A 23,234-nucleotide genomic window follows, 5' to 3' on the forward strand; every position below is an offset into this window, starting at 1 on the left:
ACTAACTCCAGAAAAGCTGCATAGCAATATTTGAAAGTATATAAGAATTACACTAGGGTAATATGTTCCAGGTCTTTATCTTTTAAAGGTTTTACAATATAGGATAGCACATGTTCATAATTTTCTGCTTGCATTTTATCTTCAGGATTGATAGATGAAGTCACGATATGCACCTTAAGATCCACTTCATTGGCTTCTGATGAAATTGCCTTCAAAAATTCCCAACCATTCATTTTAGGCATATTCAAATCAAGAAAAATAACGTAGGAGTCAGCTAGGTTGGTTTTTATATGCATAAGTCCGGCTTGTCCATTTGTAAAAGTCAGCAACGGGATATCTGGGAATTTCTTCCGTAATAGCTTCGTATGGATGAAGTTGATAACAGGATCATCATCAATTAGTAATATCTGTTTTATCATCTTCTTTCACTGCTTCGGTTTTATTTACTATATCAAGGATCACCTGATCCAGTTCCTCTGCCGAAGCAGAAATCAGATCAATAATTTCATCAAGGGATTTGCCTCCTCCTTCATGCTCTTTCAGCAGGTAGATCAGACTCATAATTCGGGTCAGCGGAGCCCTGATTACATGGGACTGGAGCCATGCTATTTCCCTGAGTTTCTGGTTTTGATCCTTGATCCGTTCAAGCTGCTGACGTGATGCTGTCACGTCCAACACAGACCCAACTGATCTAAGGGGTCTTCCCTTCTCGTCTCTGAGGATGAAGCATCGATCGACAAAATAAGCGATGCCTCCTTCTTCCGTATTAACCATATACTCAGCAGACCAAAATGTCTCATTTTTATCAGCCAAAGCCTTCAGAAGAGAGGTCCAAATCCTATCCATTTCACTGGAAGGGAGGTTTCTGCACCAGGAATTCCTTCTAGTAAAAGGCTCATTTGCCTTGTAGTTTACCAGCCTGCTATAGCCGGCCCCGCGATAGATCGTCTGCTTTTGGTGATCAATCTCCCAGATCATTTCATTGCTGGCCTTTATCGCTAACTGAAACCGCTCATTGCTTATCGCAAGTTGAAGTTCATTTTCCTTTCTCTCTGTAATATCTTGGATGGTACCTTCTATTCTATAGGGGAGGTCGTTTTCATCCATAAGCATTCGAATCTCCTGATGCACCCATTTTATCTTATTTGTAGCCGTGATAATCCGGTGTTCAAAGCTTCTGACCTGGTCAGGTTCTAAATGCTCATTAGGATCTGCTTCTAGCAGATGTCTGTCGTCGGGATGAAAGGATAATTTAACATTCTCCATAGAAGGAATAAATGAGTCGGGCTCATAACCGTAGATTTGGTACGTTTCCTCACTCCATTCTGTTACATCGGTAGTAAAGTCTCTGTACCAATAGCCAAGCTTTGCGATTTTCTGAGCTCTTCTTAGCTTCTCATTGGAAGCACTTAGCTTGATTTCCACTTCTTTTTGTTCGGTGATATCTTTGGCTACCGCAATAATAATCTTTGATTCCTTGATGACTGTGCCTTTCCAAACCAACCATTTTACCTTTCCCTCTTTTGTTAAAAACTTTGCTTCAAAAGAATTTGTAGCTGCACCTTTTATAAGTTCTTTCAGCCGCTTGTTTGCCCTAGGGATTTCATCTTCCAATAAGAATTGAAAGACAGGTTTGCTCAATAATTCTCTTTTATCATATCCTAATACTTTCACAAAAGCATTGTTTACCTTCTTCAGATAACCATCGAACCCTAAAAGCCCATGAGGGTCGGGTGAAATATTAAAGAAGTTATGGTACTGCTCCTCCGTCATTTTCTGCTTCATTACAGCTCCTAGCTGAACTCCTAATTCGCTGAGTAATTTGACCTGAGGCAACAGCTCTTTTTTTGATCTCGGAGAAAAACAAACTATGCAGCCCAGGAATTCCTCATTATAAAGCACAGGAAAACCTATTGCAGTATTAAGTTTAGCTCCTCTTATTGCCCTGTTTCTCAAAAAGAGGGGATTTGTGCATAGGTCTTCCATAATCTGGATTTTCTTATGTTCCCAAACCATTCCGGGTAAGCCCTCCCTTTTCTTGAAACTATGAATATGATGGCTTTCTTGAAAAAATTGCTCCAGAAGATCTACATTCTCTGATATGGCAAATAAGTCCAGACGGGACTTATCTTCCGAAACCCACCACATCTCTGCGAGGGTGAAATCACAGCCTTCTGCTAATTTATTCATCGCATCTGAAAGACAAGCTGCTAAAGAACCTGGCTGGCCGATTGCTTTGGTGAGTGATGACAACAACTGTTCAGCCATCCTCTTTTCCACTTCCACTGTCACTTCCCGTGTATTGGCTACAATACCAGCTATCACAGGATCCGAAAGATGATTGGTAAGGTCTGTTTGGATCCATCGCCAGTTTTTGGCGGCATCTTGAAATCTGTATGGAGCAACGGATACCGATTTCTGAGTCTCCATCTGCTCCAGGTTCTTCAGTATTCGCTCCACATCATCCTTATGGATGTACTGAAAGGCATTTTTCCCTATAAACTCCTCTGGTGGTATCCCAAGTACTTTCATTGAGGTTGGAGCCACATAGTTGTAATTTCCCTCAGAGTCAATTATAGCAATCAAGTCATTCCCATTTTGTACTAATGAACGAAATTTTGCTTCATTGTCTGCCAAGATCTGCAGGATCTGGGCCTGATTTACCACATGGGCCAAATTGGACACAAGTGTTTGCAAAACCTGGGTTTCATTTTCCTGCCAGATCCGATCTTTTTTAGAGTCTTCTATGTTGAGGATACCCACAAGCTCTTGATTGATGATCAATGGAAGTCCTAGTATGTTTTTGATATTTTGACTCTTTAAAAGATCCTTTGCTTGGGAAGCAGGTAAATCCGAGACTTTAATCTGGACAGAGTCCCCAGCTTGTATGGATTCCATAAAATGGGGAAACTCAGAAAAAAGCAACTCCTGAGTCGAAGAATCAGATGAAGAGCTGGTATAGTCACTTGTACACCAACTGACTTTTGGATAACCTAACAGATTTGACTTCAATTCATCATAAAAGCAGATTCTATTTACTCCCAGGAAATCCCCGAGCGTTTTCAAACACTCTTCCAAAGCCAATGACCAACTCTCAGATTTTAGAAAAATCGCATTAATAGACCCGATTATGGCTAAAAACTGTTTTTGTTCCTCTACTTTTTTTTCCTGGATGAAGCGTTCAGTCAGATCAATGGCCGTCACAATTTCCGCATTCTTCCCCTGATATGATATCAGGTTACTTTTTATATGAACATGGATTACACTGCCATCTTTCTTCTGATGGCGAAAAAGCCCATTGTCTTTAAAGGTGCTTTGCCTTACCCGTGTAGCTTTCACAGCTTTCTCCACAATAGGAACATCCTCTGCTGACCTGATATCTTTTATAGTCATTTGTAAAAATTCAGATTCAGAAAAGCCATAGTGCCTTACTGCCTCCTGGTTTACAGCCAGAAAAGCATAAGTATCCAGATCATAAATCCACATAGGAACGGGTGCCAGATCAAGAATCAAGTTTTTTGACTCAATAGTAAGAACAGTAGGTTGGGTCTGGGACATTCATACTATTTAGTATTTCGGCAGCACTCAAACAAGTAAAATCACCGAAAAGCGTATATCATATGGAAACTCCTTTTTGAAATTCTATTCTACCACTGTTAAAACAATGGTACAGGGTACTTTTCGGATAATTCTTAAAGGCTGATTTCCAGATTTCTATACTAGGGGCTTATTCTATAATCCTGCCAATACAAAACATGGTTTCTCCTGCGTTGACAGGAGGGGTTCCTATTTTATATAGTATAATACCTTCGTATTCGGAGTGGATTTCCTGTAGTACTTCACCAAATACATTGGTAATATGACCAAGAAGCTGACCTTTGGAGACCTGATCCCCAGCTTTGATATCGCTATAAAAAAGGCCCGATATTGGGACTTTTAAATAGTCAGGACCGAAAATCCATTTTTGATCCACAGCGGTATGGATGGATCCGGAGATCATTTGCATTTCTATAAGCATATTCCGGATTCCTTTTTCTATCAAGTCTATATCAGCTACATCTGCTGACCCCAGTTTCCCGGCTTCTATACTCAGGGCTGTCTTCCCTTGCTGCACAGCCTCCTTAAAGGCATATTCTGAGGGTTGATTGGATTTTAAAGTATAAGGGTAAACCACATTGTACTCAAATCCAGCGGCAATCGTAAGTTTCCTTGCCATTTTCAGCTGGACAAGGGCATCCTTTCGCTCATAGTAACAGACAAAAGGCAGGAGATCTTCACCGGCATCTCCCCCATGGATGTCCAGAAAAACATCTGAGATGGGAATGATCTCCCGGCTTAAAAAAGCTGCTATTCTCTCAGTTGCTGAGCCCTCTTCGTTACCGGGAAATACCCTGTTTAGGTTTTTGCCGTCTTTGGGATGTATAAAGACCGAACGACCGAAAAAGGAAGACTCACTTGCCAGAGGAATTACAATAAGACTCCCTTTCAACTTCTGAGGGTCAATAGTCTTCAGTATTCTCTGAACTGCGAGAATCGGAGGATACTCAAATCCGTGAATGCCGGCAAGGATGGTAAATACCGGTCCCGGCTCCACACCCTTGATCATACTGACAGCAATGGAATCACCGTCTCCGAGATCCGCATATCTGTTTTGTATCTGCCCAGATGTACCAGTCAAAAGTGAAGAAACTTGTCCATAAGAAATATTGGCCAAGAACAACAGCGTAATTCCCACATAGCCTATTAAGATTATTTTGACGTAGTAGCCGGGCAAAGACTTTATTGGTTTATTTATAGTATTAAAACCCTGACACATTCAGCTCGAAATAATGTTGTAAGCTGATGTTGGAGGTAGAATTGGTATAGACTACCCCGAAGTAATATTCACCTGACTTCCAGCCGTTGTCTCCGGATGTCAAATCCGACGCAGGGACGTTGTTATCAAGCACGGCCCCGATTTCAAACTCGGGAGCTGGGCGTACATATCCCCCCTCCCCATCATAGATTACGTTGCCAAATGAGACCACATCCTCTTCATTTTCATGTTCAAAGTAGTCATATACTATTACTTTAGAGAAATCGATGGCATCTACAGATTCCGGAAGATGATCCTGGTCTTTTCTGATGAGAAGAAGGTATAATTTCCCGTCTCCTTTCACATTATTGATTGTGACATCCGAAGCAAGTATTTCTCCCTTGGAAAAATCCACGTTTTCGGGGTTTTCAAGAGTCTCATTGACAAAGTGAAAATCACCTTGGTCTGTGGTAATCATCCAAATATATAAAATGGGATCTACTGTGAGGTTGGAAGGATGAACAAGCTGGATTTCTGCCTTTTCTTCCAGAATTGTCCCGTTCTCATCAGTGACTATAAAGAAAAAATTGTATCTCCCTTCCAAGGCATCTTCGGGAATATCAAAGTGTTCATGCACATTGGTGTTTTTTATACCTTTAAACTTATCCCAAGTCAATTCAAAACTCCAATCGCCTGCGTAAGTCTCATCAGCTAACTGCTCAATCTTCACCTGTACCACATCTATTTTGTCCCCCGCAACAATATCTGCATTCAGGTGAAAATCACGGCCTATTACCGCTAAATGATTATTACCGGAACCTATCTCCAGATTGTCAATGCTGGGCGATGGCAATAAAGGGTCTGGATTATCCTCACAGGAGCTTGTGATTAGTAGAAGTAGTGATAAAAAAAGAGCCGTTACAAGACGAAAGCTGGATTTCATGATTTCAATTTTCAGTTTAGTTCAAGATGGTTGCATTGACAGTTGATTTATTACAGCAGACCTTATTGCAATTATGTTGCAAGTAAAAGAGATCTGATCACATTTGCAATCCAGTTGCAAGAGTGTTCCTGGAATTTATCTGAAAGGCTACAACTGGGGATAATCTGCATGAGAGTGCCGCACATCGATTGGTATCCATAATCGAACTCGAAAAAACAATAAAATAAGTGACCTTTGTGTTTAAGCTGTGTCAAACATTGACCAAACCACGTAATTCTGTAAAACCAATCAGAGACAACAGTATCAAATGAGATTTTCTTCTGGACATGATAAGCAAGAGCTACAGCGGGCGTCTTCCATGTCAGACGAAGAGTTGGTGCATAAAATACTCAAGACAAGGGAATCCACGTATTACGGGATTCTTTATGACCGATATGCTGACAAGATATATAATAGATGTCTCAGGTTCATTCCTATAAAAGCAGAAGCTCAGGATCTGACCCATGATCTGTTCATTAAACTTTATTATAAACTAAGTACATATGAAGGACGTTCCACATTCTCTACCTGGCTGTACAGCTTTACTTACAATTTCTGTCTGAACCATCTCAATCGAAAACATAAGGTAAAGCAGGAAAAAGAGCAGGTACTAAATGAGCAGCTAGAAGTAGAAGACATAAAAGACGATGAAATTCTTGCTTTGAAATCCGAAAAACTAAAAGTTGCACTTGACCAAATCGATCCAAATGACAAGCTACTGTTACTGATGAAATATCAGGATGATTTCTCAGTCAAAGAAATAGCCGACTCTCTCCAACTTGGGGAGTCAGCCGTAAAAATGAGAATAAACCGAGCCAAGAAAAAGGTATTGGATAAATACAATAATTTGGAACAGTGAAGAATCCATTCAAAGACATATTGGAGCACGAAAAATTACCTGAACTGATCAAGGGCAGGGTTATGAAAGACATAAACCTAATCAATCTGACAATTGATCTGGCTGATCTGTTCCTGATCAAAAATCCCAGCGTATTCAAAACTATCTTTACCGAAGGCCAAGACACTCAAAGGGAAGGAAAAAAGAGCCCTGAAAACAAAAAAAATATAAACGACCAAAACAATGAATGATATAGTGCAGAATATGCAAGCCAGTTATGGGGTGTTCGAGAATTTGTTTCATCAAATGCTGGCATTTTTACCTAGTCTCATAGGCTTTGTTTTATTTTTGCTGCTTGCCTGGCTGTTTTACAAATTCTTCGTGTGGCTGGTAAGCAGAATCCTAAATTCCATTAGACTGGATCATTTCTTTCAGAAAAAATTTCCGGGGATAGAAACCTGGAAGTTTAGGCTGCGCCCCACTTCCATAATTCTTGTTTTCACCAAAATGACCTTGCTACTGATTTTTGTAGTACTGGGTTCTGAGATACTGGGATTGCCGGTACTGTCCCAAGAACTGGCCAAACTCCTGAATTTTCTTCCCAGAGTCGTTATAGCGGTAGCTCTGATATTCTTAGGTTTCAATATATCCGGAGCGGCCAGGAATCTGATTTTTACTGTGTTTAACTCTTTCGGACTGACCGGGGCAAAATTGATCTCAACCATCGCAGGATATATTATTCTGTTTGTCGTCTTGCTTATAGCTACCGAACTGATAGGAATAGATACCAGTATTATCACCAATAATCTGTCTATTCTCCTGGGCGCAATTCTCCTGTGTATCACACTGGCAGTTGGATTGGGCTCCGTGGAAATCGTCAAAAGAATCCTATTTGGCTTTTACTTCAAGAAAAATTTCAACGTGGGACAAGTGATCGAATTTGATACCATACGAGGAAAAATCATTAAGATGGACAATATCAATGTGGTACTTCAAAGGCAGAACGATAAACTGGTTATTCCTATCAGAGACTTGATTGATGCAAGGGTCAGTATCGTAGATAGGGACTGAAAAACCGTTGACATGAAAAATTGGCCAATTATTCAAAATCATAGATTTTAATATTTGCTGGCGTTTTCCAGCACCCTCATTAGACAGAGTTAACAACCTTCTCTGCAAAGTTCGAAATTCAATGCTTCCCTGAGTTCATGAAGTGTAAACGGTTTGGGTAAAAGGGAAAATATCCCCAAAGGAATCAACTCTGATTCCTGTTTTTGCCCACTGGATACTACTATTATTTTACTGGATGGGAACTCCTTCCTGATCAGCTCACCTGGCGACAGACCTTCCTGTATAGGTAGATTTGCATCTAATAGGATGATAGAGTAATTATTGATCCTAAGTAAGTCAATTGCCCGGTCCAGACTTTCCGCCGTATCACAGTGAACAGTCAATTCATCTAACTGCTTTCGGATGACTAGCCTATTGATAATAAACTCATCTACCACCAGAACCTTGTTTCCTATGATATTCCTAGGGACTCTGTCAAATTTGGGCAAGTAACTAGATCTTACTTCGAATTGAAGACTAAAAGAAAATATAGAGCCTAATCCCTTTTTACTACTGAGATAGATGTCACTGGCCATACTATGGAGAAGTTTCCGGGTAATAGCCAAACCTATACCAGCCCCTCCTTTGCCAGAATCAGTTCCGGAGACTTGTACAAAGTTATTGAAAAGCCTATCCTGGTCCTCAGAGCTGATCCCACATCCAGAATCCTTAACAGCAAAGTGTACTTTAATGGTTCCTTCAACAAACTTTTGCAGGTAAACTGATAGTTTTACCGTGCCAGACTCTGTAAACTTCACTGCATTGGAAATGAGGTTGTTCAACACCTGGGTTAACTTGGTGACAGATCCCACCACCAAAGGAGGTATGCGTGAATCTGTTTCCATGACAAAAGAAAGTCCATTGCCCTTACAGAGAATGGCATATTGGGAGGCTAAATCTTTTAGCGCTCCTTGTATATCGAATTCAGAAGCTTTCTCTACGGCGTTGTATTCCTTCTTTCTGTCAAATAGATAGCTATCCATTAGATTCTTCAGATGTTTGGCGGAATTATTAATAATATCAACCAAATCCCCCTGATCCTCTGGATCACCGACCTTTAACAACTCAGAACTATTGATGACGATATTCAAAGAATTCCTTATCTCATGGGATAATTCATCATACCTGTTAAGACTTTGGCTTGTAATCATTGTAGTGATATAAGTTGAAACGAACAGTTGGTAAAAAGAATTAAAGTGAAAGCCGCTGTAGCTGAAGAGCATAGCCCTATTCCCCGAGACAAAACTTCATTACTAGCTGGCTTAAGCTAACCAGGCTCTATAGGTTTGAAACAAAAAGATCAGAAAAGTCACGCTCCCTCTTATATTTTTTTACTCATTTGAAATGGACACGATTAAAACCATTAAAACCATCATTAAACACGCTTCTACGAACATTTGCGACCCCTGCTGCCATCAGCTCTTCTCTTCCCCTATTCTCTTCTTTCAAAAACCCTTGAGGCCAGAATTCTTTTCCGGATCAGCCAAGGGGAACTGGTACTTAACATCTTTGTGGTGGGTACAGAACGTCATTCCAAAAATTCAATAGCAGTGAAACTACTCAACCTGCCCCGACCCTGATTTGCAGCCAAAGCCATCCACCCACTTTTTGGACCTGGATCGAAATATAAAACAAGCATGTTGCAGGAACCTATACAGTGCTGTTCAAATGCAGAGGAATTGGACAAAAAAGCTACTACCAAAAAACGTCCGGGGCCTGATCGCCATATCAAGCCAGACGCCGAAATACGCTGTTATATATCAAGCCAAGTCATCCGATATCACCTTATACGAAGGATCTTCCAGAATATTGATTTCCAGAATTTCGTCAGCTTTGGCCAGTAATCTTCTGCAATCCGGGCTCAGATGCCTCAAATGCACTTTCTTACCAACCTTCGAATAGCGCTCGGTGATTTTGTTGAGCGCTTCGATGGCAGACATATCCACTACCCTGCTCTCAGCAAAATCAATTATCACTTCATCTGGATCATTGAGCACGTCAAACTTCTCATTGAAGGCTGATACAGAGCCAAAGAACAAAGGACCGAAAATCTCATAATGTTTCACCCCATTTTCATCTATGCGCTTGCGTGCACGGATGCGCTTGGCATTATCCCAGGCAAAGAATAAAGCTGCCAGGATCACCCCGATCAGCACTGCGAGTGCCAAATTGTGCAATACTGCTGTCACAATGGTAACCAAAAACATCAGAAAAATATCCCTCTTGGGCATACGGGTAATCGTCTTGAAACTTGCCCATTCAAATGTCCCGATAGCTACCATAATCATCAGACCGGTCAAGGCCGCCATAGGTACCTGCTCGATAAGGCCTGAGCCAAAAACAATAAACACCAAAAGCATCACTGCGGCCACGATTCCTGAAAGTCTGGCACGTGCTCCGGAAGAAATATTGATTAAACTCTGTCCTATCATTGCGCAACCGCCCATTCCCGAGAAAAACCCTGAGGTGATGTTAGCTAGTCCTTGGGCAACAGCCTCTTTATTGCTTCTACCGCGAGTTTCGGTGATTTCATCGATAATATTAAGTGTGAGTAGCGATTCTATCAGCCCTACTCCCGCCATGATCAGTGCATAAGGAAATATAATCTGAAGGGTTTCGAAAGCAAACGGAACCATTGGAATATGGAATGGGGGAAAACCTCCTTTGATGCTGGCTACATCACCGACGGTTTTTGTATCAATTTTCAGAAGGGCTACTATTCCAAATACCACCAAAATAGCAGCAAGTGACGAAGGGACAAGCTTAGTCAGCTTAGGCAATCCCCAAATAATCAGCATAGTCAGCAATACCAGTCCCAAAAGCACAAACAAAGTCATACCGGAAAGCCAAGCCCCTTCTTGGGTTTTAAACTGGTCCAACTGGGACATAAAAATGATAATTGCGAGCCCGTTGACAAAGCCAAATATTACCGGATGGGGAACCAACCGGATGAGCTTTCCGAGCTTTAGAGCGCCTGCAATAACCTGAATAATTCCGGATAACACCACAGCTGCAAATACATACTCTACTCCCTCGGTTTTTGAAAGCGTAACTATCACTGCGGCAATCGCCCCTGTTGCCCCCGAGATCATTCCGGGACGACCTCCCAAAATGGCAGTCACCAACCCCATCACAAAGGCAGCATATAGACCTGTCAAAGGAGATAAATCAGCCATAAACGCAAAAGCAACTGCTTCAGGAATAAGAGCAAGCGCTACGGTAAGCCCCGACATCACCTCGGTTTTATAGTCAACACGCTGACTGAAATCAAATAAATTGAAGTACTTCTTCATTTGTACGAATAGAATAGGTAATTGAAAACTATATCCATCTTATAAAGAACATGGATGTAGAGAAATTTATATTAATAGGAAATGTAAGCAGGATAGTCCACCATAGGTGAAACTAAAAAAATCAGGGTGGCGTGGTGCCGAAGCGTAAAGTGAGAAATAAGCCCATATTATTCTTTGAGAGTGCGAAAATAGAAACTCTAGCCAGAATTTCAAACTTCTTGACTAATTAGAAAGTACAAATATCGGCAGGAGGAAATTATAAAATTTATAAATCATACACTGAGCCTAATATTTGCATTTTCCAAGCTCCTGTTGAGATCTTATCAGTGGAAATTATAAACCTTAATTATGGTAAAAAATAGTTGCGATCAGTGTCATGAATTATGGTTACTGACAAATTTTCAGTGAAAAAGTGACAAAATTATCGTAGCGCAGAGTTGGCATCTCCCTTGTTTCTAAAAAAACAAGAATCGCGATTCATTAATCTCTTGATTTGATTTCTCTGGCAATGTAAGAGTCAGATAATCAAGAAAGTTTAGTTGTTTAACCATTAAAATGATAAAGCAATGAACACAGTGATGAAAAGGAACGGTCACAATACCTTCCCAAGTTTCTTTGAAGACTTTCCTACTAAGGGGCTATTTGATTGGCTGGATGCCTCTGGAATAGGAAGAATGTCCGATAACCCCACCCTACCTAAAGTAAATATCATCGAAAGCGGAACCGATTATAAAGTAGAAATGGCCGTTCCGGGAATGAAAAAAGATGATTTCAAGGTGGAAATAGACAATAGTACTCTGGTCATCCAGGCAGAGAGAACCGAGAATTCAGAAGAACAGGAAACCTACTCCCGTAGAGAATTCAGTTACAGTGCCTTCAGACGCTCTTTCCACCTGCCAAATACTGTAGAAAGTGACAAAATAGAAGCACAGTATGTGGATGGAATTTTAAAGCTGTTAATTCCTAAACGGGAAGAAGCAAGGCAAAAACCTGTAAGAACTATTCAGATTTCTTAAATTTAAACAGTCAGCCTATATCTATTGGCTGGCTGTATTTATTTTTATTATAAGTATTTGTCACACCAAAAAAGTATATCAAAAATGGGTAAAAATTCATTTCTGAACTACTATAAAACAATTCTTGAGAAAGTTAGTTTCGACAAACGACTGGTTCAAAAAGAGTATTGGAAGGCCAAACAAGTACTAAGAGAAACAGAAATAAGAGAACTTGACAATTGGCTGAAAAACAACGGGCTGATATATCAGGTCAAAAACCTACCCGCCAATAAAGGAAATTTTGCACTGGCAAAATTTCCATACCCAAGCCGGGAAGTAAGGAAATCAAAATAAATATAACAATATTATGCGATAATCTACATTGCTGAACATTCTAATCCAAAGTAAAAACCTTGCCGTATTTTATGCCGTCTATAGATGTTCTGACCAAATCCCATTCTAAAACCAAATTTATGAAGATCCTTACACTCTTTGCCGCCTTGGCTTTAACCTCATTCTCAATGGCACCCAAAGTGGCTACCGTGAACACAACAGAAAGTACCATCACCTGGACCGCCAAAAAAGTAACGGGCCAGCATCATGGCAAAGTGCCCATCACATCCGCAACTCTCGATTATGAGGATAATAGGATCCTCGGCGGAAATTTCGAGATGGACATGACCAGTTTAACTGTAGAGGACATTACCGATCCGGGAATGAATAAAAAGTTAAGCGACCACTTGAAATCCGATGATTTTTTCTCTGTGGAAAAACACAATAAATCCATGTTCAAGATCACAGATGCCAAAACAAGTGATGGAAAAGCATACCAGATCACAGGGGATCTCACCATCAAAGGAATCACCAAACCGGTTACTTTTCCTGCTACTGTTTCGGTGAGCGGGGGGAAGATCACAGCTACTGGAAAATTGACTTTTGACCGTACCCACTATGACATCAAATTCCGCTCTGGCTCGTATTTCGAAAACCTTGCCGACAAGTTGATCTATGATGATGTGGAACTAGATGTAAAACTTGTTGCCAGCGAGTAGGACACGGCTTTAAGTCCGGCATTTTCCCGCAATACCACAAAAACCAGTTCAGATGTATAGATGAACTGGTTTTTTGTTTCTAGTTTTTGTTCTAAGCTTTGAACCAAGTTCAGCATCGTATTAAAGATCCCACTTCACTGATAACAACCCATATCTCGGCTGGACCAAATAGGAATAGGTACTGATCAGATTCTCAGTAAAACTATCCCGACGGATAGATCGGGTATCGAGAATATTCCACACCGTCAACCTAAATTCCCAAGGACTGGATTTTCCCTGATAGCTTAGGAAAGCATTCAAGAAATCAAATGTGCTGGTAGTGGCGGAGGCTTTGTTCAGGTAGGCATTGTAAGTATAATCGGAATTAAGTTTCAGCCCTTTCCAGATATCCCAGTCAACTTCGATTTTTGGACTGTGCGTGCTAAATGTATTTCTGGCATTGGTGGATTTATAGAAGTTCTGATCCCAGGAATAACCTAAATCAACTTCGACAGTTTTCATAAATGTACTGGTGAATTTAAAAAAGTACGAGTGCGTAAACTGGCTGTTGTTAACCAGATTTTGATCCACCAGGCTGTTCGTGGAATAGTTGTTCCAGTTTCCTCCCCCACTGACTTTGAAGGTCTGAAAGCGCTTATCACCATTCAAGCTTGCGGTCAGAGACTCATTGACAGGGGCTATGTTCCGCACGCTCAGGATTCTGTTTATTCCTGAAAAATCTGTGGTGTTTACCAGGTCCTGATGCTTTCTTGTCCAACTCAAGTTCCCGAAAATATTTAGAGAAGAGAAGAAATCAAAATGATTGTAACCAATTGATTGGGTGTAGAACAAGCCATTATCCAGCTGTCTGTTACCTCTGAAAACCGAATTGTAATCCGAAATCACAAGTCCTTGCGCCAGCTTCTGGATATCCATGAAATTCGTCTGTGTACTGAACCTGTAAGTCAATGAGCGATTGGACCTGATATTCCATTTAGCATACATTCCGGGTAGCAGCAATAACTTGTCATGAGCCATTTTTTCTTCCATCTGAGTATCGATCCATGTATAGTTATGCAGATAAAGTGATGGGCTGATGATCAGTGATTTCCATTTTGTCTTGTAAGTCATGCCGAGGTACAAATCCTGAAAATCAAACCTGGAATCATTCTCAAATTCCTGCAAACCTTCCTCTAGGGACGTATCCCCCTGATCCACACTTCCTACCAGACTTTGCCCGGTATTGGTATAGCCCAAGCTCCAATTAAAATGATTGGTAGGATTTAGGATCGCATAGTAATTGAATACACCCTCTACCGTTCTTGTTTTGATATCTTGGTTTTGAAGGAAACGATAAGTATCTCTGTCTAAAAGCGGGACTAAACCACCAAAAGGGTTTTGACTTGTAGTCAAGTCATAAAGGGGGTTCTGATATTTTTTCTCCCAATTCACTTCCATGGAGAACACTCTTTTGTCAGAGGGAGCGTGAAACCATTCTCCCTTTTGTTGGATCGCATAAGGCTGTCTGCTTTGATAGCTTATGACCTGCTGTTGGGTATTCCCAAAATCAGAGTCTTGGAAGTTTTGGTTGCCGATATCAGCCAGTTTCCCAAAAAAGCTGTACTTCACATACGTTTCTTCTTTAGGTGTAAATGTCACCGCATACTTCAGCAGGCCAGATTTGTTCTCGACTGTATTTACGGAAGTAAGTGTTTCCTGATTGTTTTCATCCGTTCTCAGATAAGTTCGCTGTGAGGAAGACCCCAGTTTGTTTTTGGAAGCTGACCCGATCAGAAAGCCTGAATGTAACCACCGGGAACTGGGATTATAATTCAAATTAACGGCAGCGAGCTCAGTCCTTAGGTCACGTGCGTTGTTACGTTGTGCCATAGGAATCCCCATGTCTTCGGCATTTACATTCAGTGTAGATCCGGATTTGCCAGAAAGATTTGCCAAGCCTCCGCTGAACCTGAAATAATCCTGAAGAGTAAATGCCAGCTCCCCCACGTTATTGGCATCGGCTATCAGGTTGAGATTCACTTTGGGGGCATAGTAAAAAGCATTTACATGCCCTAAATAACGTTCCTCTGATCCAGCCCCTGCGGACACATCTCCAAAAACCATGTTTTTTTTCCCATCCTTTAACTGAATATTCAATGCCAGATTCTCATCATTGTCCAGTCCTCGAACAGGAGCTATTTCATTATAATTCTTCAATACCTGGACACGGTCCACCGCATTGGCAGGAAGGTTTTTAGTGGCAAGCTTGGTGTCTCCGTCAAAGAAATTCTTTCCATCTACCATTACCTTGTCCACCTTCTTTCCCTGCACCTTTACTTCTCCATTGTCATCCACTTCAAATCCTGGCAGCTTTTCCAGTACTTCCCTGAGCTTTCGTTCGGTCCCTGTGGTAAAAGCATCTGTTTTATAGGTCAGTGTATCGCCCTTCATCGTGATGGGCAGCTCTGTCACCACTTCCACCTGGTCCAGCATAGTCTCATCCCGGCTTAGCACGATCTTTAGCAGCTCTTGGTCCGTCCATTCAGTCAACTTCAGTTCAAACTGCCTGTATCCTACAAAAGTAACCCGGAGCAAATATTCGGAACCTGGAACCAGTCCAATCTTAAACCTTCCATCTGCATCTGAGATGCTGAAACCACCTATTTTCTGTGTGGTTTGGTTTACCGCTACCACATTGGCATAGGCTATGGGCCGATCCAAAGTATCAAGGACTTTCCCGACCAGATTTTTGTTCTGTGCAAAGGAATACGATACCAACAGAAGTAAAAGTCCTGTTGACAGAATACGCTTGAGAAGCAACATACCTAGAATAGTCAAAATCGGTCAGTTCCCTATTCTGATAGTCATTTGATTGCCATCTCCCGGCTTTCCGGAATACCGCTGCATCATTTCCTGCATTTTCTTCTCAGAAAGTTCCTGATAATCTTTTCTACTGATCGATTCTCCTTTCTTAGGGACTTCTATTGCCACCGTTTCATTGGGATTCAATACTATCCGCTCGGCGATGTAGGTTATCCCCTGATTTTGAAGTTCCAGGATCAGTCCTGGCAATCCCCAAAATTCTCCAGGTCCATGGCTTACAGGTATCTGCATGGTAAACCAAGCCACCACATTCACAGTATCTTTAGTCTCCAGCATTTCATCCTGTCCCAAGGAAAAAGACTTACTATCCACTATCTTGGAGTAAATTGCTTTTTGACAGGTATATTCCCCTATCTTCTTGCTTTCGCCGGTCAATTCCCATTCATAGGTTGCTAGGCTGTCTTTTACCAAGAATCCCTTCCCCATCAAGTCTTCTTCTTGGATGTAATTATGCCCTGCAATGTTCTTGTATAAAAGTCTATCCTGATTACCGGTGTTGATCACGATACTTGCTCCACCAGATGTGGCTGTGGCAGGCCCAGATCCCAAGCTTTCTACCTGCTTCCAGTTTGATTCCCTCTGGGTAAAGGAAAGTACATATTCCCGCTCCATCTGTTTTTGCAGTTGCTTCTGCAGATCAGCCATGACTTCAGGTGCCATTTTGGTACTGTCCATGGAAATTTTGAAACTTGATGAGGACTTGTAGAAAGCCCTTCCGCTCAATCCCTGTGCTGCAGCTGTAAAAACTGAGGCTAAGAGGGCAAGGGCAAGGAGTAAAATACGTATGTTCATAGCAGTTGATTTTATTGCTACAAACCAATATAAACCGGCCTTACCACTAAGTTAAGCACTGTTAACGTGTGTTAACATCAGGATTTATGTCTTTCTTAGCCTCTACTTTAGCATCGTGAAAAAGCTCCAATTCAAACGTATAGGAATTTTGATCGCCCTGACTTTGGGGATGAGCATAGCTGTGCAGATCTATAGAAACTTCACACAGTTTAAGCAAAACGAAACCCAATTGGCCGCCGATATACAGCAAAGCCTGGACAATGCACTGGAAATTTATTTTGCGGATCTGGCCAAAACAGATGTGATCACCCTGTCAGAGAATAAAAACTCTAATCTCATGTTGAGGAGTTACAGTAAACCGGAAACGGATACGGTCAAAGATGATTTCCTCAAACGAATCGGGGAAAGCAAAGTAATATTCAAGGCGATTCAAAAAATGGAGTCCGGGGACACTTCAAACCTGGACTGGTTGGGAGATGAGCTTGACTATAAAAAATTCAAAATACATACACAAATAGACACATTTGATGCTATTGAAGCGCATGCGATCCAGAGTATCAATATTTTCCGGGGGCTCAATGCCGCTGATAGTCTCAGCAACCTAAAAGCGCTTACCAACCAGATCATCATCTCCATTACCAGGGACTCCCTGGATTTTGACAGGATAAACAGGCTTGTAAAGGATGAACTGGACAGAAAGGACATCAGGATCAATTACGGACTGTTACATTATGATCGAGATACCATATCCGGATCATTCAATTACCCCGCATTGACGGAAATGCCCTTTTCCACCCTATCCAAATCCACCTTCCTGCCCCGGGGCCAGAAGCTGGAAATGTATTTTGAAAACACTGCATTGACGGTCCTGAAACGCGGTATTCCAGATATTCTTATGTCTATTATCTTTCTTCTGGTTATTGCAGGTGCGTTTTATTACCTCTATCATACCATCAAAAACCAAAAGGAAATCGCTGAGATCAAAGAGGATCTGATCGGGAATATTACGCATGAATTCAAAACACCTATTGCCACCACACTATCAGCAATAGAAGGGATAGAGCAATTCAACCCTGAAAATAATCCAGAAAAGACCAGAAGGTACCTGGGGATTTCCAAGAGTCAACTGCTCAAATTAAACCTGATGGTGGAGAAACTTCTGGAGACAGCTACGCTGGATTCCGGACAGTTGATTTTAAAAAGGGAAGTAATCGACCCCTTGCCTGTGTTGCAATCTCTGGTGCAAAAATTCCAGACCTTAACCCCGGACAAAGAAATAGAACTCGTCCTTCCCACTAAGGTGTCCACTATACATGTGGATCCTTTCCACTTTGAAAACGCACTTTCCAATCTACTGGACAATGCCCTGAAATACGGGGGAGAAAAGGTGAGAATCACCCTGGATCAAGGTGCCGATACCCACATAAGGATCTGGGATAATGGAGGGAATATCAGTTCGGAGCAAAAGGAAAAAGTATTTGAGCAATTTTACAGAATCCCCAAAGGTAACCTGCATGACGTAAAAGGGTTTGGGATCGGACTATACTATGTAAAGAAAATCGTGGAAAAACATGAAGGTAAAATCAAACTGGAAACAGCTCCAAAATGCACCTCTTTTATCACCATCTGGCCATGAATAAGATCAAGATTTTGTTAGCCGAAGATGAAACCGCCCTGGGAATGATCATGCAGGAAAGTCTGGAAAGCAGGGCTTTTCAGGTCACGCTTTGCCATGATGGTCAACAAGCTTGGGATAGCTATCAAAAATCAAAACCCGACGTCCTGGTCCTCGATGTAATGATGCCTAAGAAAGATGGATTTTTTCTGGCAGAACAAATCAGAAAAATTGATCCTTATACACCGATTGTTTTTCTGACTTCCAAATCCCAAACAGAAGATGTGCTCAAAGGTTTTGGCATAGGGGCAAATGACTACGTAAGAAAACCCTTCAGTATGGAGGAACTGATTGTAAGGATCAAGGCTCAGCTCAACCGTCTTCAACTTCGTAAAAACCAACCTGAATGGCTACCTCTGGGAAAGTACAAGTTTCACCCCACTAAACAACTGTTGAAACTTGAAGAAGAAAAAGAAGAGGAGTATCTTCTCACTGCACGTGAATCCCAATTACTACAAATCCTATTGGAAAACGCCAACCAGATCACCGACAGAAGTCTGATCCTCACCCAGATTTGGGGTTCTGATGATTTTTTCAATGCCCGGAGCATGGATGTGTTCATCACTAAGCTTCGAAAAAAACTACAGGAAGACTCCCAAATCCAGATCCTAAACGTACGGGGATTTGGGTATAAACTGGTCTGTTGACCATTATGGCTTTGGATTAACATCCTTTAACCTGGATTATGCATTAGGTTTCGTCATGAAGGCATTAATTGCAAGAAAATCAGGATGTTTGGAAACTGAGGCATAGCACCGCTATGGTGAAGTTGAAAACAACAATATAATGACTGATTTTGAAGCAATTAATGGCTGTAATAGAATTGCTAATGCATATTTCGGGTTTATGCATAATTAAAAAAATACCGGAAAATTAGGGATGGAAGTATTCGTTATAAAAGGGAATGGAACCTTACTCCTGACTAAGATTCTGTGTGGAAAAAAGTCAGAGGAAGTCTGCGTGGTTTAGAGAGAAAAATGTCACGCAGCGCCTCTGCACCACGCTGGAAAGCGCAGCAGTTTTTTAGTATTAGCAAAAAGGTAGAATTGGTGTATCATAAAAAGCCCGATGAATTTTCATCCACCGGGTTTATTTTTTTTGCGTTAAATTAAACTAGATCAGCCAATAACATTTCCATCTTCATCCCAGGCTATGATAGTGCCTCTATCTTCAGGCTTGAGATACTGCGGAAGATATTTCTCCTCCAACTTGAACCCATGCCTGTCCATGACCTCTTGCGGCACACCGTCCCAAGCGTTTGGCGTATTCCCTACATAGCCGATATATTTCCAGCCGGCTTCTGTGGAAAAATAGCCTGAACAGGTCAGGTTGCGTAGCAAATTAAACCAACGAACCCCACCTATGTATTCAGGCTTAGCCTTGTCTGGCCAAGCTACTTCCTCTACTATCTCAATGACCTCGGATTCTTTAAGCTCATTGAAGGATTTGCCGAATTTCTCATCCGCCTCGTAATCCAACCACATCAGCCCACCACGCATTGGTGTCTGGTTTCCTGGCTGATCTTTCATCATAAACTCCATAAAGTCCACCACCCCAACTTCAGATGCCGCAGGGGACTCATCGTCTTTTGGCAATATGATGTCCACCAGCGTTGTAAGTTTCTTACGCTCTTCCTCAGTGAAAAATGTGTCAGAAAGCAGGTCCTGATCCCTCTGTTTTTCCTCCTCAGTCCTGCCACCAATCGTCCCGCCGGCAAGCAATGCACGAGTAGGCAACTCCTGCTGCTCCGGAGAACAGCCTGTCAATAACAAACCTGTACCGACAGAGCCGGTAAAGAGCAATTTTAGATTTTCTCTTCTGTTCATGGTTTAGATATTTTTCTTTTTCAATTCTGAGACAATATAATCGGAGGTTCTCCAGGCCAAGGCCAGAATAGTCCAGGTCGGGTTTTTATCTGCCTGGGACACAAAAGGACCTGCATCCACTACGAACAAATTATCGCAGTCATGCGCCTGGCAATTAGAATTCAACACAGAAGTGGAAGGATTGTCCCCCATTCGTGTAGTCCCTACTTCATGGATGATTCTCCCTGGGGCCAGAAGACCATATTTGGTTTCAGGTCCAGGCTTGGTGCCCAGCAAAATCCCGCCTGCTTCGGTGAGGATCTCCTCAAAGGTGTCATGCATGTGCTTTGCCTGCTTTACTTCCTGGTCTGTCCAGTTGTAATTGAATCTCAAAACCGGGATCCCATACTTATCTACCGTATTAGGATCGATTTCACAGTAGTTGTCATACATAGGCACACTTTCCCCCCTGCCTGACATACCCAGCGTTGAACCATAGAGTTTACGGATATCTTTTTTCATACCTATTCCATAGCCACCATTCTGGCTGGGTTCACCAAATTCATCTTTGATATACTGGCGCATGGAATTCATACTTCCACCGCTGCCATAGGCAGGCTGGCTCATTCCACCCCAATATTCTATATGGTATCCTCTGGCGAAATCAAGCTTCTTATTATCTCCCCACCACGGTGTGTACATATGCATACCTCCTACTCCATCTTCATTGTACCGCTCGCGATCCATTAAACTAGGCACGATGGCCATGCGGTCTGTACCTGTGGAGTCATGCAGGTATCTTCCTACCATTCCAGAGCTATTGCCCAAACCATCCGGATGGGTTTTGGATTTGGAGTTCATCATGATCCTGGCAGATTCACAAGCTGACGCGCCTAATACTACTACCCTTGATTTTAGTTTGTATTCTTTCATGTCAACTTTGCTCACGAAAGAAACCCCTGTCGCTTTTCCGCTGTCATCAGTGGTGACTTTCCTCACCATGGAGTGTGTGTATAGATCCACTTTTCCTTTCTTCATGGCAGGGTGTACCAGACAGGTTCCGGCTGAAAAATCCGCATAAACCTGACAGGCCCTATTACACTGGGCGCAGAAAAAACATACGCCCCTTTCCTCGTTGATAGGACGTGTGAGCATGGAAAGGCGTGCAGGGATCATGGGCACACCGATTTTATCCGCCCCTTTTTTCATGTAAAGTTCATGCAGACGAGGCTTGGGAGGAGGAAGAAAAAAACCATCTGGCTCATTGTAGATTCCTTCTTTGGTCCCAAAGACTCCTATCAACTTATCCACCTTATCGTAATAAGGTTTGAGGTCATCGTATCCGATAGGCCAGTCATGTCCTAGCCCGTCTATACTGGCCCGCTTGAAATCATTGGGGCCAAAACGGAGAGAAATTCTTCCCCAGTGGTTTGTTCTTCCTCCGACCATTCTGGATCGGAACCAATCGAATTCAGTCCCATTTTTCTTGGTGTAAGGCTCTCCCTCGATATCCCATCCACCTATTGCGGCATCAAAATCGCCAAAGGGGCGGATTCTGGTACCGGCACCCCGTCTTGCGGACTCCCATGGCGGTCTGAGTTGGGTACGATCTTCGTCCTTTGCGGGGTCAAAATCGCCCCCTGCTTCCACTACAGCCACGGAAAGACCGGCCTCAGATAAGATTTTTGAAGCCATCCCTCCCCCAGCACCGGAACCTACAATGATTACGTCATAGGCTTCACCGGAATTTTTGATTTGAAAACTCATTTGATAGAATTTCTTTATAGATGTGATCCAAGTTTTAATAACAATGGCAAAACAGATTTCCAAAAAACCATAAGCTTTACCGATGTAAGGCTAAATTAACAAAATTATTTCCTCCCAAACTTGCTGAATTACCTATTCAGATTGAATCCAAGGAGAAACTAGGAAGGTTTGATCCGTTTAATTTGATTGAAAAAATGCCTTCATATGCTTATAAAGGCTTTTTATGTCCACAAGCACCCTTATCCCGATTTAAAAAAATGACAGAAAACTTCTTCTATTTTTTTATAAATGGACAATATGCCTTTTGAAAAATATCTTTGCACAAGTACTATTCAAATGCTTTTAACATCCTTCCTCAACTCGCCAAAACCTGTGAGATAGGAAAGGGGAAGATTGGATTTCTTTACTTTTGGATACCTTCTTCAAGGAATGTAAAAGAGGAAGTTCCCTCGATATACTGGTTGCTCATCGGACGCTTCCTATCCTGACTACACCTAATCTTTTCCCTCCTCCCCAAGGTGGATTCCGCGGCGATAAATTATCTCTATGATGTTGATTTCATTCAATTTAACCTCAGCTATGCGTTCAACAATCTGAAAAACAACTCCAAGTTCATCATGAGTGGCTTTGGTGAGAAGGAATTTTAAAGGATGGTCACTTCAAAGTAGTAGCGATTGGAGAAAATGTTTCGTTATAAAGATGCCGACTTATTTTGATAATTATGAAACACCTGTTTGCACTCTTTTTAGCGTTTCTCCTTACCACATCGTGCGTCGAATCCCCTGATCCTGAAGGGATAATGATTCGTCTTGAAAACAGTTCTAACGTTGAATTTAAAGAGGTGTTAGTGAATTCAGGATCTGGTAATGTCTTATTCGACAACATTAAGGCTGGACAAAAATCAAAATACAAGGAATTTGAATCAGCTTATCGTTACGGTTTTGTTAGTCTTAAAGCCAATGGGAAAGAATTACGAATCCAGCCATTCGATTATGTGGGCGAAACTCCACTTGAAAAAGGTTATTACACATACAAAATTGGTATAAACAATTCTGATCAGGATAATCCAACTCTAACTTTAGAGCTAGTGATTGATGATTAGAGTTTGGTATTAAAAAAATGTGATTATCCGCAATGATGCCAGTAACCATATTCTCTTTGCTTTACTGGACGGAAGACCGAAGACGGGTGACCGAAGTGGCCTTGACGCTGGTGTTTTCCGAATCCTATGATGCTTTTATTGTTTTACTGGCAGAAAAGCGGATATA

The 23,234-nt window shown here is 41.7% G+C and carries 19 protein-coding genes; 9 read left to right on the forward strand and 10 right to left on the reverse strand.

The window, feature by feature from the left end:
• Positions 1-47 precede the first annotated feature (47 nt).
• The 4 genes from LZF95_RS15570 to LZF95_RS15585 form a co-directional block, all read right to left on the reverse strand.
• A complete protein-coding gene (locus LZF95_RS15570) occupies positions 48-419 on the reverse strand; it encodes a response regulator (RefSeq protein ID WP_233756024.1) in 372 nt (123 codons plus the stop codon).
• A complete protein-coding gene (locus tag LZF95_RS15575; protein WP_233756025.1) occupies positions 394-3,558 on the reverse strand; it encodes a PAS domain-containing protein in 3,165 nt (1,054 codons plus the stop codon). The genes LZF95_RS15570 and LZF95_RS15575 overlap by 26 nt, the downstream gene beginning before the upstream one ends.
• 169 nt (positions 3,559-3,727) lie before the next feature.
• On the reverse strand, positions 3,728-4,774 hold the full coding sequence (locus tag LZF95_RS15580) for a succinylglutamate desuccinylase/aspartoacylase family protein (RefSeq protein ID WP_233756026.1): 1,047 nt from the start codon (positions 4,772-4,774) through the stop codon (positions 3,728-3,730).
• Positions 4,775-4,799: 25 nt separating this feature from the next.
• Positions 4,800-5,738, reverse strand: coding sequence for a DUF4625 domain-containing protein (locus LZF95_RS15585; RefSeq protein WP_233756027.1), 939 nt, complete (start codon positions 5,736-5,738; stop codon positions 4,800-4,802).
• Positions 5,739-6,045: 307 nt separating this feature from the next.
• On the opposite strand from LZF95_RS15585, the gene LZF95_RS15590 reads away from it, so the two are divergent.
• From LZF95_RS15590 to LZF95_RS15600, 3 genes are read left to right on the forward strand one after another with little or no spacing between them, the layout of a single operon-like run.
• Positions 6,046-6,636, forward strand: a complete 591-nt coding sequence (locus LZF95_RS15590; RefSeq protein WP_233756028.1) for an RNA polymerase sigma factor — start codon at positions 6,046-6,048, stop codon at positions 6,634-6,636.
• Positions 6,633-6,866, forward strand: coding sequence for a hypothetical protein (locus LZF95_RS15595; RefSeq protein WP_233756029.1), 234 nt, complete (start codon positions 6,633-6,635; stop codon positions 6,864-6,866). Before LZF95_RS15590 ends, LZF95_RS15595 begins: the two co-directional genes overlap by 4 nt.
• Positions 6,859-7,686: a mechanosensitive ion channel gene (locus LZF95_RS15600; RefSeq protein WP_233756030.1), complete on the forward strand. Its 828-nt coding sequence runs from the start codon at positions 6,859-6,861 to the stop codon at positions 7,684-7,686. Before LZF95_RS15595 ends, LZF95_RS15600 begins: the two co-directional genes overlap by 8 nt.
• Positions 7,687-7,775: 89 nt before the next feature.
• Here the strand turns inward: LZF95_RS15600 and LZF95_RS15605 are convergent, their stop codons facing one another.
• Both LZF95_RS15605 and LZF95_RS15610 read right to left on the reverse strand, forming a co-directional pair.
• Positions 7,776-8,876, reverse strand: coding sequence for an ATP-binding protein (locus LZF95_RS15605; protein ID WP_233756031.1), 1,101 nt, complete (start codon positions 8,874-8,876; stop codon positions 7,776-7,778).
• A gap of 609 nt (positions 8,877-9,485) precedes the next feature.
• Positions 9,486-11,018 carry a SulP family inorganic anion transporter gene (locus LZF95_RS15610; protein WP_233756032.1) on the reverse strand — a complete coding sequence of 511 codons (1,533 nt, stop codon included), beginning with the start codon at positions 11,016-11,018 and terminating at the stop codon, positions 9,486-9,488.
• A gap of 566 nt (positions 11,019-11,584) precedes the next feature.
• Here LZF95_RS15610 and LZF95_RS15615 point away from each other — a divergent pair.
• The 3 genes from LZF95_RS15615 (at position 11,585) to LZF95_RS15625 (ending at position 13,065) form a co-directional block, all read left to right on the forward strand.
• A complete protein-coding gene (locus tag LZF95_RS15615; protein WP_233756033.1) occupies positions 11,585-12,034 on the forward strand; it encodes an Hsp20/alpha crystallin family protein in 450 nt (149 codons plus the stop codon).
• A gap of 84 nt (positions 12,035-12,118) precedes the next feature.
• Positions 12,119-12,367, forward strand: coding sequence for a hypothetical protein (locus LZF95_RS15620; protein WP_233756034.1), 249 nt, complete (start codon positions 12,119-12,121; stop codon positions 12,365-12,367).
• Between the two features lie 119 nt (positions 12,368-12,486).
• Positions 12,487-13,065: a YceI family protein gene (locus LZF95_RS15625; protein WP_233756035.1), complete on the forward strand. Its 579-nt coding sequence runs from the start codon at positions 12,487-12,489 to the stop codon at positions 13,063-13,065.
• 120 nt (positions 13,066-13,185) lie between these two features.
• Here LZF95_RS15625 and LZF95_RS15630 read toward each other — a convergent pair whose 3' ends face one another.
• The gene (locus LZF95_RS15630) at positions 13,186-15,867 is read right to left on the reverse strand and encodes a carboxypeptidase regulatory-like domain-containing protein (protein WP_233756036.1); all 2,682 of its coding nucleotides are present in this window, start codon (positions 15,865-15,867) and stop codon (positions 13,186-13,188) included.
• Between the two features lie 21 nt (positions 15,868-15,888).
• Positions 15,889-16,719 carry a GLPGLI family protein gene (locus tag LZF95_RS15635; RefSeq protein WP_233756037.1) on the reverse strand — a complete coding sequence of 277 codons (831 nt, stop codon included), beginning with the start codon at positions 16,717-16,719 and terminating at the stop codon, positions 15,889-15,891.
• Between the two features lie 115 nt (positions 16,720-16,834).
• Here LZF95_RS15635 and LZF95_RS27785 point away from each other — a divergent pair, with 115 nt between their 5' ends.
• Positions 16,835-18,355, forward strand: coding sequence for a HAMP domain-containing sensor histidine kinase (locus tag LZF95_RS27785; protein ID WP_233756038.1), 1,521 nt, complete (start codon positions 16,835-16,837; stop codon positions 18,353-18,355).
• The gene (locus LZF95_RS15645; protein ID WP_233756039.1) at positions 18,352-19,041 is read left to right on the forward strand and encodes a response regulator transcription factor; all 690 of its coding nucleotides are present in this window, start codon (positions 18,352-18,354) and stop codon (positions 19,039-19,041) included. Before LZF95_RS27785 ends, LZF95_RS15645 begins: the two co-directional genes overlap by 4 nt.
• Before the next feature lie 471 nt (positions 19,042-19,512).
• On the opposite strand, the gene LZF95_RS15650 is transcribed toward LZF95_RS15645, so the two are convergent.
• Positions 19,513-20,220 carry a gluconate 2-dehydrogenase subunit 3 family protein gene (locus LZF95_RS15650; RefSeq protein WP_233756040.1) on the reverse strand — a complete coding sequence of 236 codons (708 nt, stop codon included), beginning with the start codon at positions 20,218-20,220 and terminating at the stop codon, positions 19,513-19,515.
• Positions 20,221-20,223: 3 nt separating this feature from the next.
• Positions 20,224-21,966, reverse strand: a complete 1,743-nt coding sequence (locus LZF95_RS15655; protein ID WP_233756041.1) for a GMC family oxidoreductase — start codon at positions 21,964-21,966, stop codon at positions 20,224-20,226.
• A gap of 721 nt (positions 21,967-22,687) precedes the next feature.
• On the opposite strand from LZF95_RS15655, the gene LZF95_RS15660 reads away from it, so the two are divergent.
• Positions 22,688-23,068, forward strand: a complete 381-nt coding sequence (locus tag LZF95_RS15660; protein WP_233756042.1) for a hypothetical protein — start codon at positions 22,688-22,690, stop codon at positions 23,066-23,068.
• Positions 23,069-23,234: the final 166 nt, after the last annotated feature.

The sequence above is a fragment of the Algoriphagus sp. AGSA1 genome (assembly GCF_021390545.1).
Taxonomy (GTDB): domain Bacteria; phylum Bacteroidota; class Bacteroidia; order Cytophagales; family Cyclobacteriaceae; genus Algoriphagus.

Coding starts and splice junctions, on each gene's coding strand:
- LZF95_RS15630 (WP_233756036.1), bottom strand. CDS start 15,867: ATGTTGCTTCTCAAGCGTATTCTGTCAACAGGACTTTTACTTCTGTTG.
- LZF95_RS15590 (WP_233756028.1), top strand. CDS start 6,046: ATGAGATTTTCTTCTGGACATGATAAGCAAGAGCTACAGCGGGCGTCT.
- LZF95_RS15620 (WP_233756034.1), top strand. CDS start 12,119: ATGGGTAAAAATTCATTTCTGAACTACTATAAAACAATTCTTGAGAAA.
- LZF95_RS15600 (WP_233756030.1), top strand. CDS start 6,859: ATGAATGATATAGTGCAGAATATGCAAGCCAGTTATGGGGTGTTCGAG.
- LZF95_RS15585 (WP_233756027.1), bottom strand. CDS start 5,738: ATGAAATCCAGCTTTCGTCTTGTAACGGCTCTTTTTTTATCACTACTT.
- LZF95_RS15615 (WP_233756033.1), top strand. CDS start 11,585: ATGAACACAGTGATGAAAAGGAACGGTCACAATACCTTCCCAAGTTTC.
- LZF95_RS15655 (WP_233756041.1), bottom strand. CDS start 21,966: ATGAGTTTTCAAATCAAAAATTCCGGTGAAGCCTATGACGTAATCATT.
- LZF95_RS15575 (WP_233756025.1), bottom strand. CDS start 3,558: ATGTCCCAGACCCAACCTACTGTTCTTACTATTGAGTCAAAAAACTTG.
- LZF95_RS15610 (WP_233756032.1), bottom strand. CDS start 11,018: ATGAAGAAGTACTTCAATTTATTTGATTTCAGTCAGCGTGTTGACTAT.
- LZF95_RS15625 (WP_233756035.1), top strand. CDS start 12,487: ATGAAGATCCTTACACTCTTTGCCGCCTTGGCTTTAACCTCATTCTCA.
- LZF95_RS15645 (WP_233756039.1), top strand. CDS start 18,352: ATGAATAAGATCAAGATTTTGTTAGCCGAAGATGAAACCGCCCTGGGA.
- LZF95_RS15650 (WP_233756040.1), bottom strand. CDS start 20,220: ATGAACAGAAGAGAAAATCTAAAATTGCTCTTTACCGGCTCTGTCGGT.
- LZF95_RS15635 (WP_233756037.1), bottom strand. CDS start 16,719: ATGAACATACGTATTTTACTCCTTGCCCTTGCCCTCTTAGCCTCAGTT.
- LZF95_RS15570 (WP_233756024.1), bottom strand. CDS start 419: ATGATAAAACAGATATTACTAATTGATGATGATCCTGTTATCAACTTC.
- LZF95_RS15605 (WP_233756031.1), bottom strand. CDS start 8,876: ATGATTACAAGCCAAAGTCTTAACAGGTATGATGAATTATCCCATGAG.
- LZF95_RS15660 (WP_233756042.1), top strand. CDS start 22,688: ATGAAACACCTGTTTGCACTCTTTTTAGCGTTTCTCCTTACCACATCG.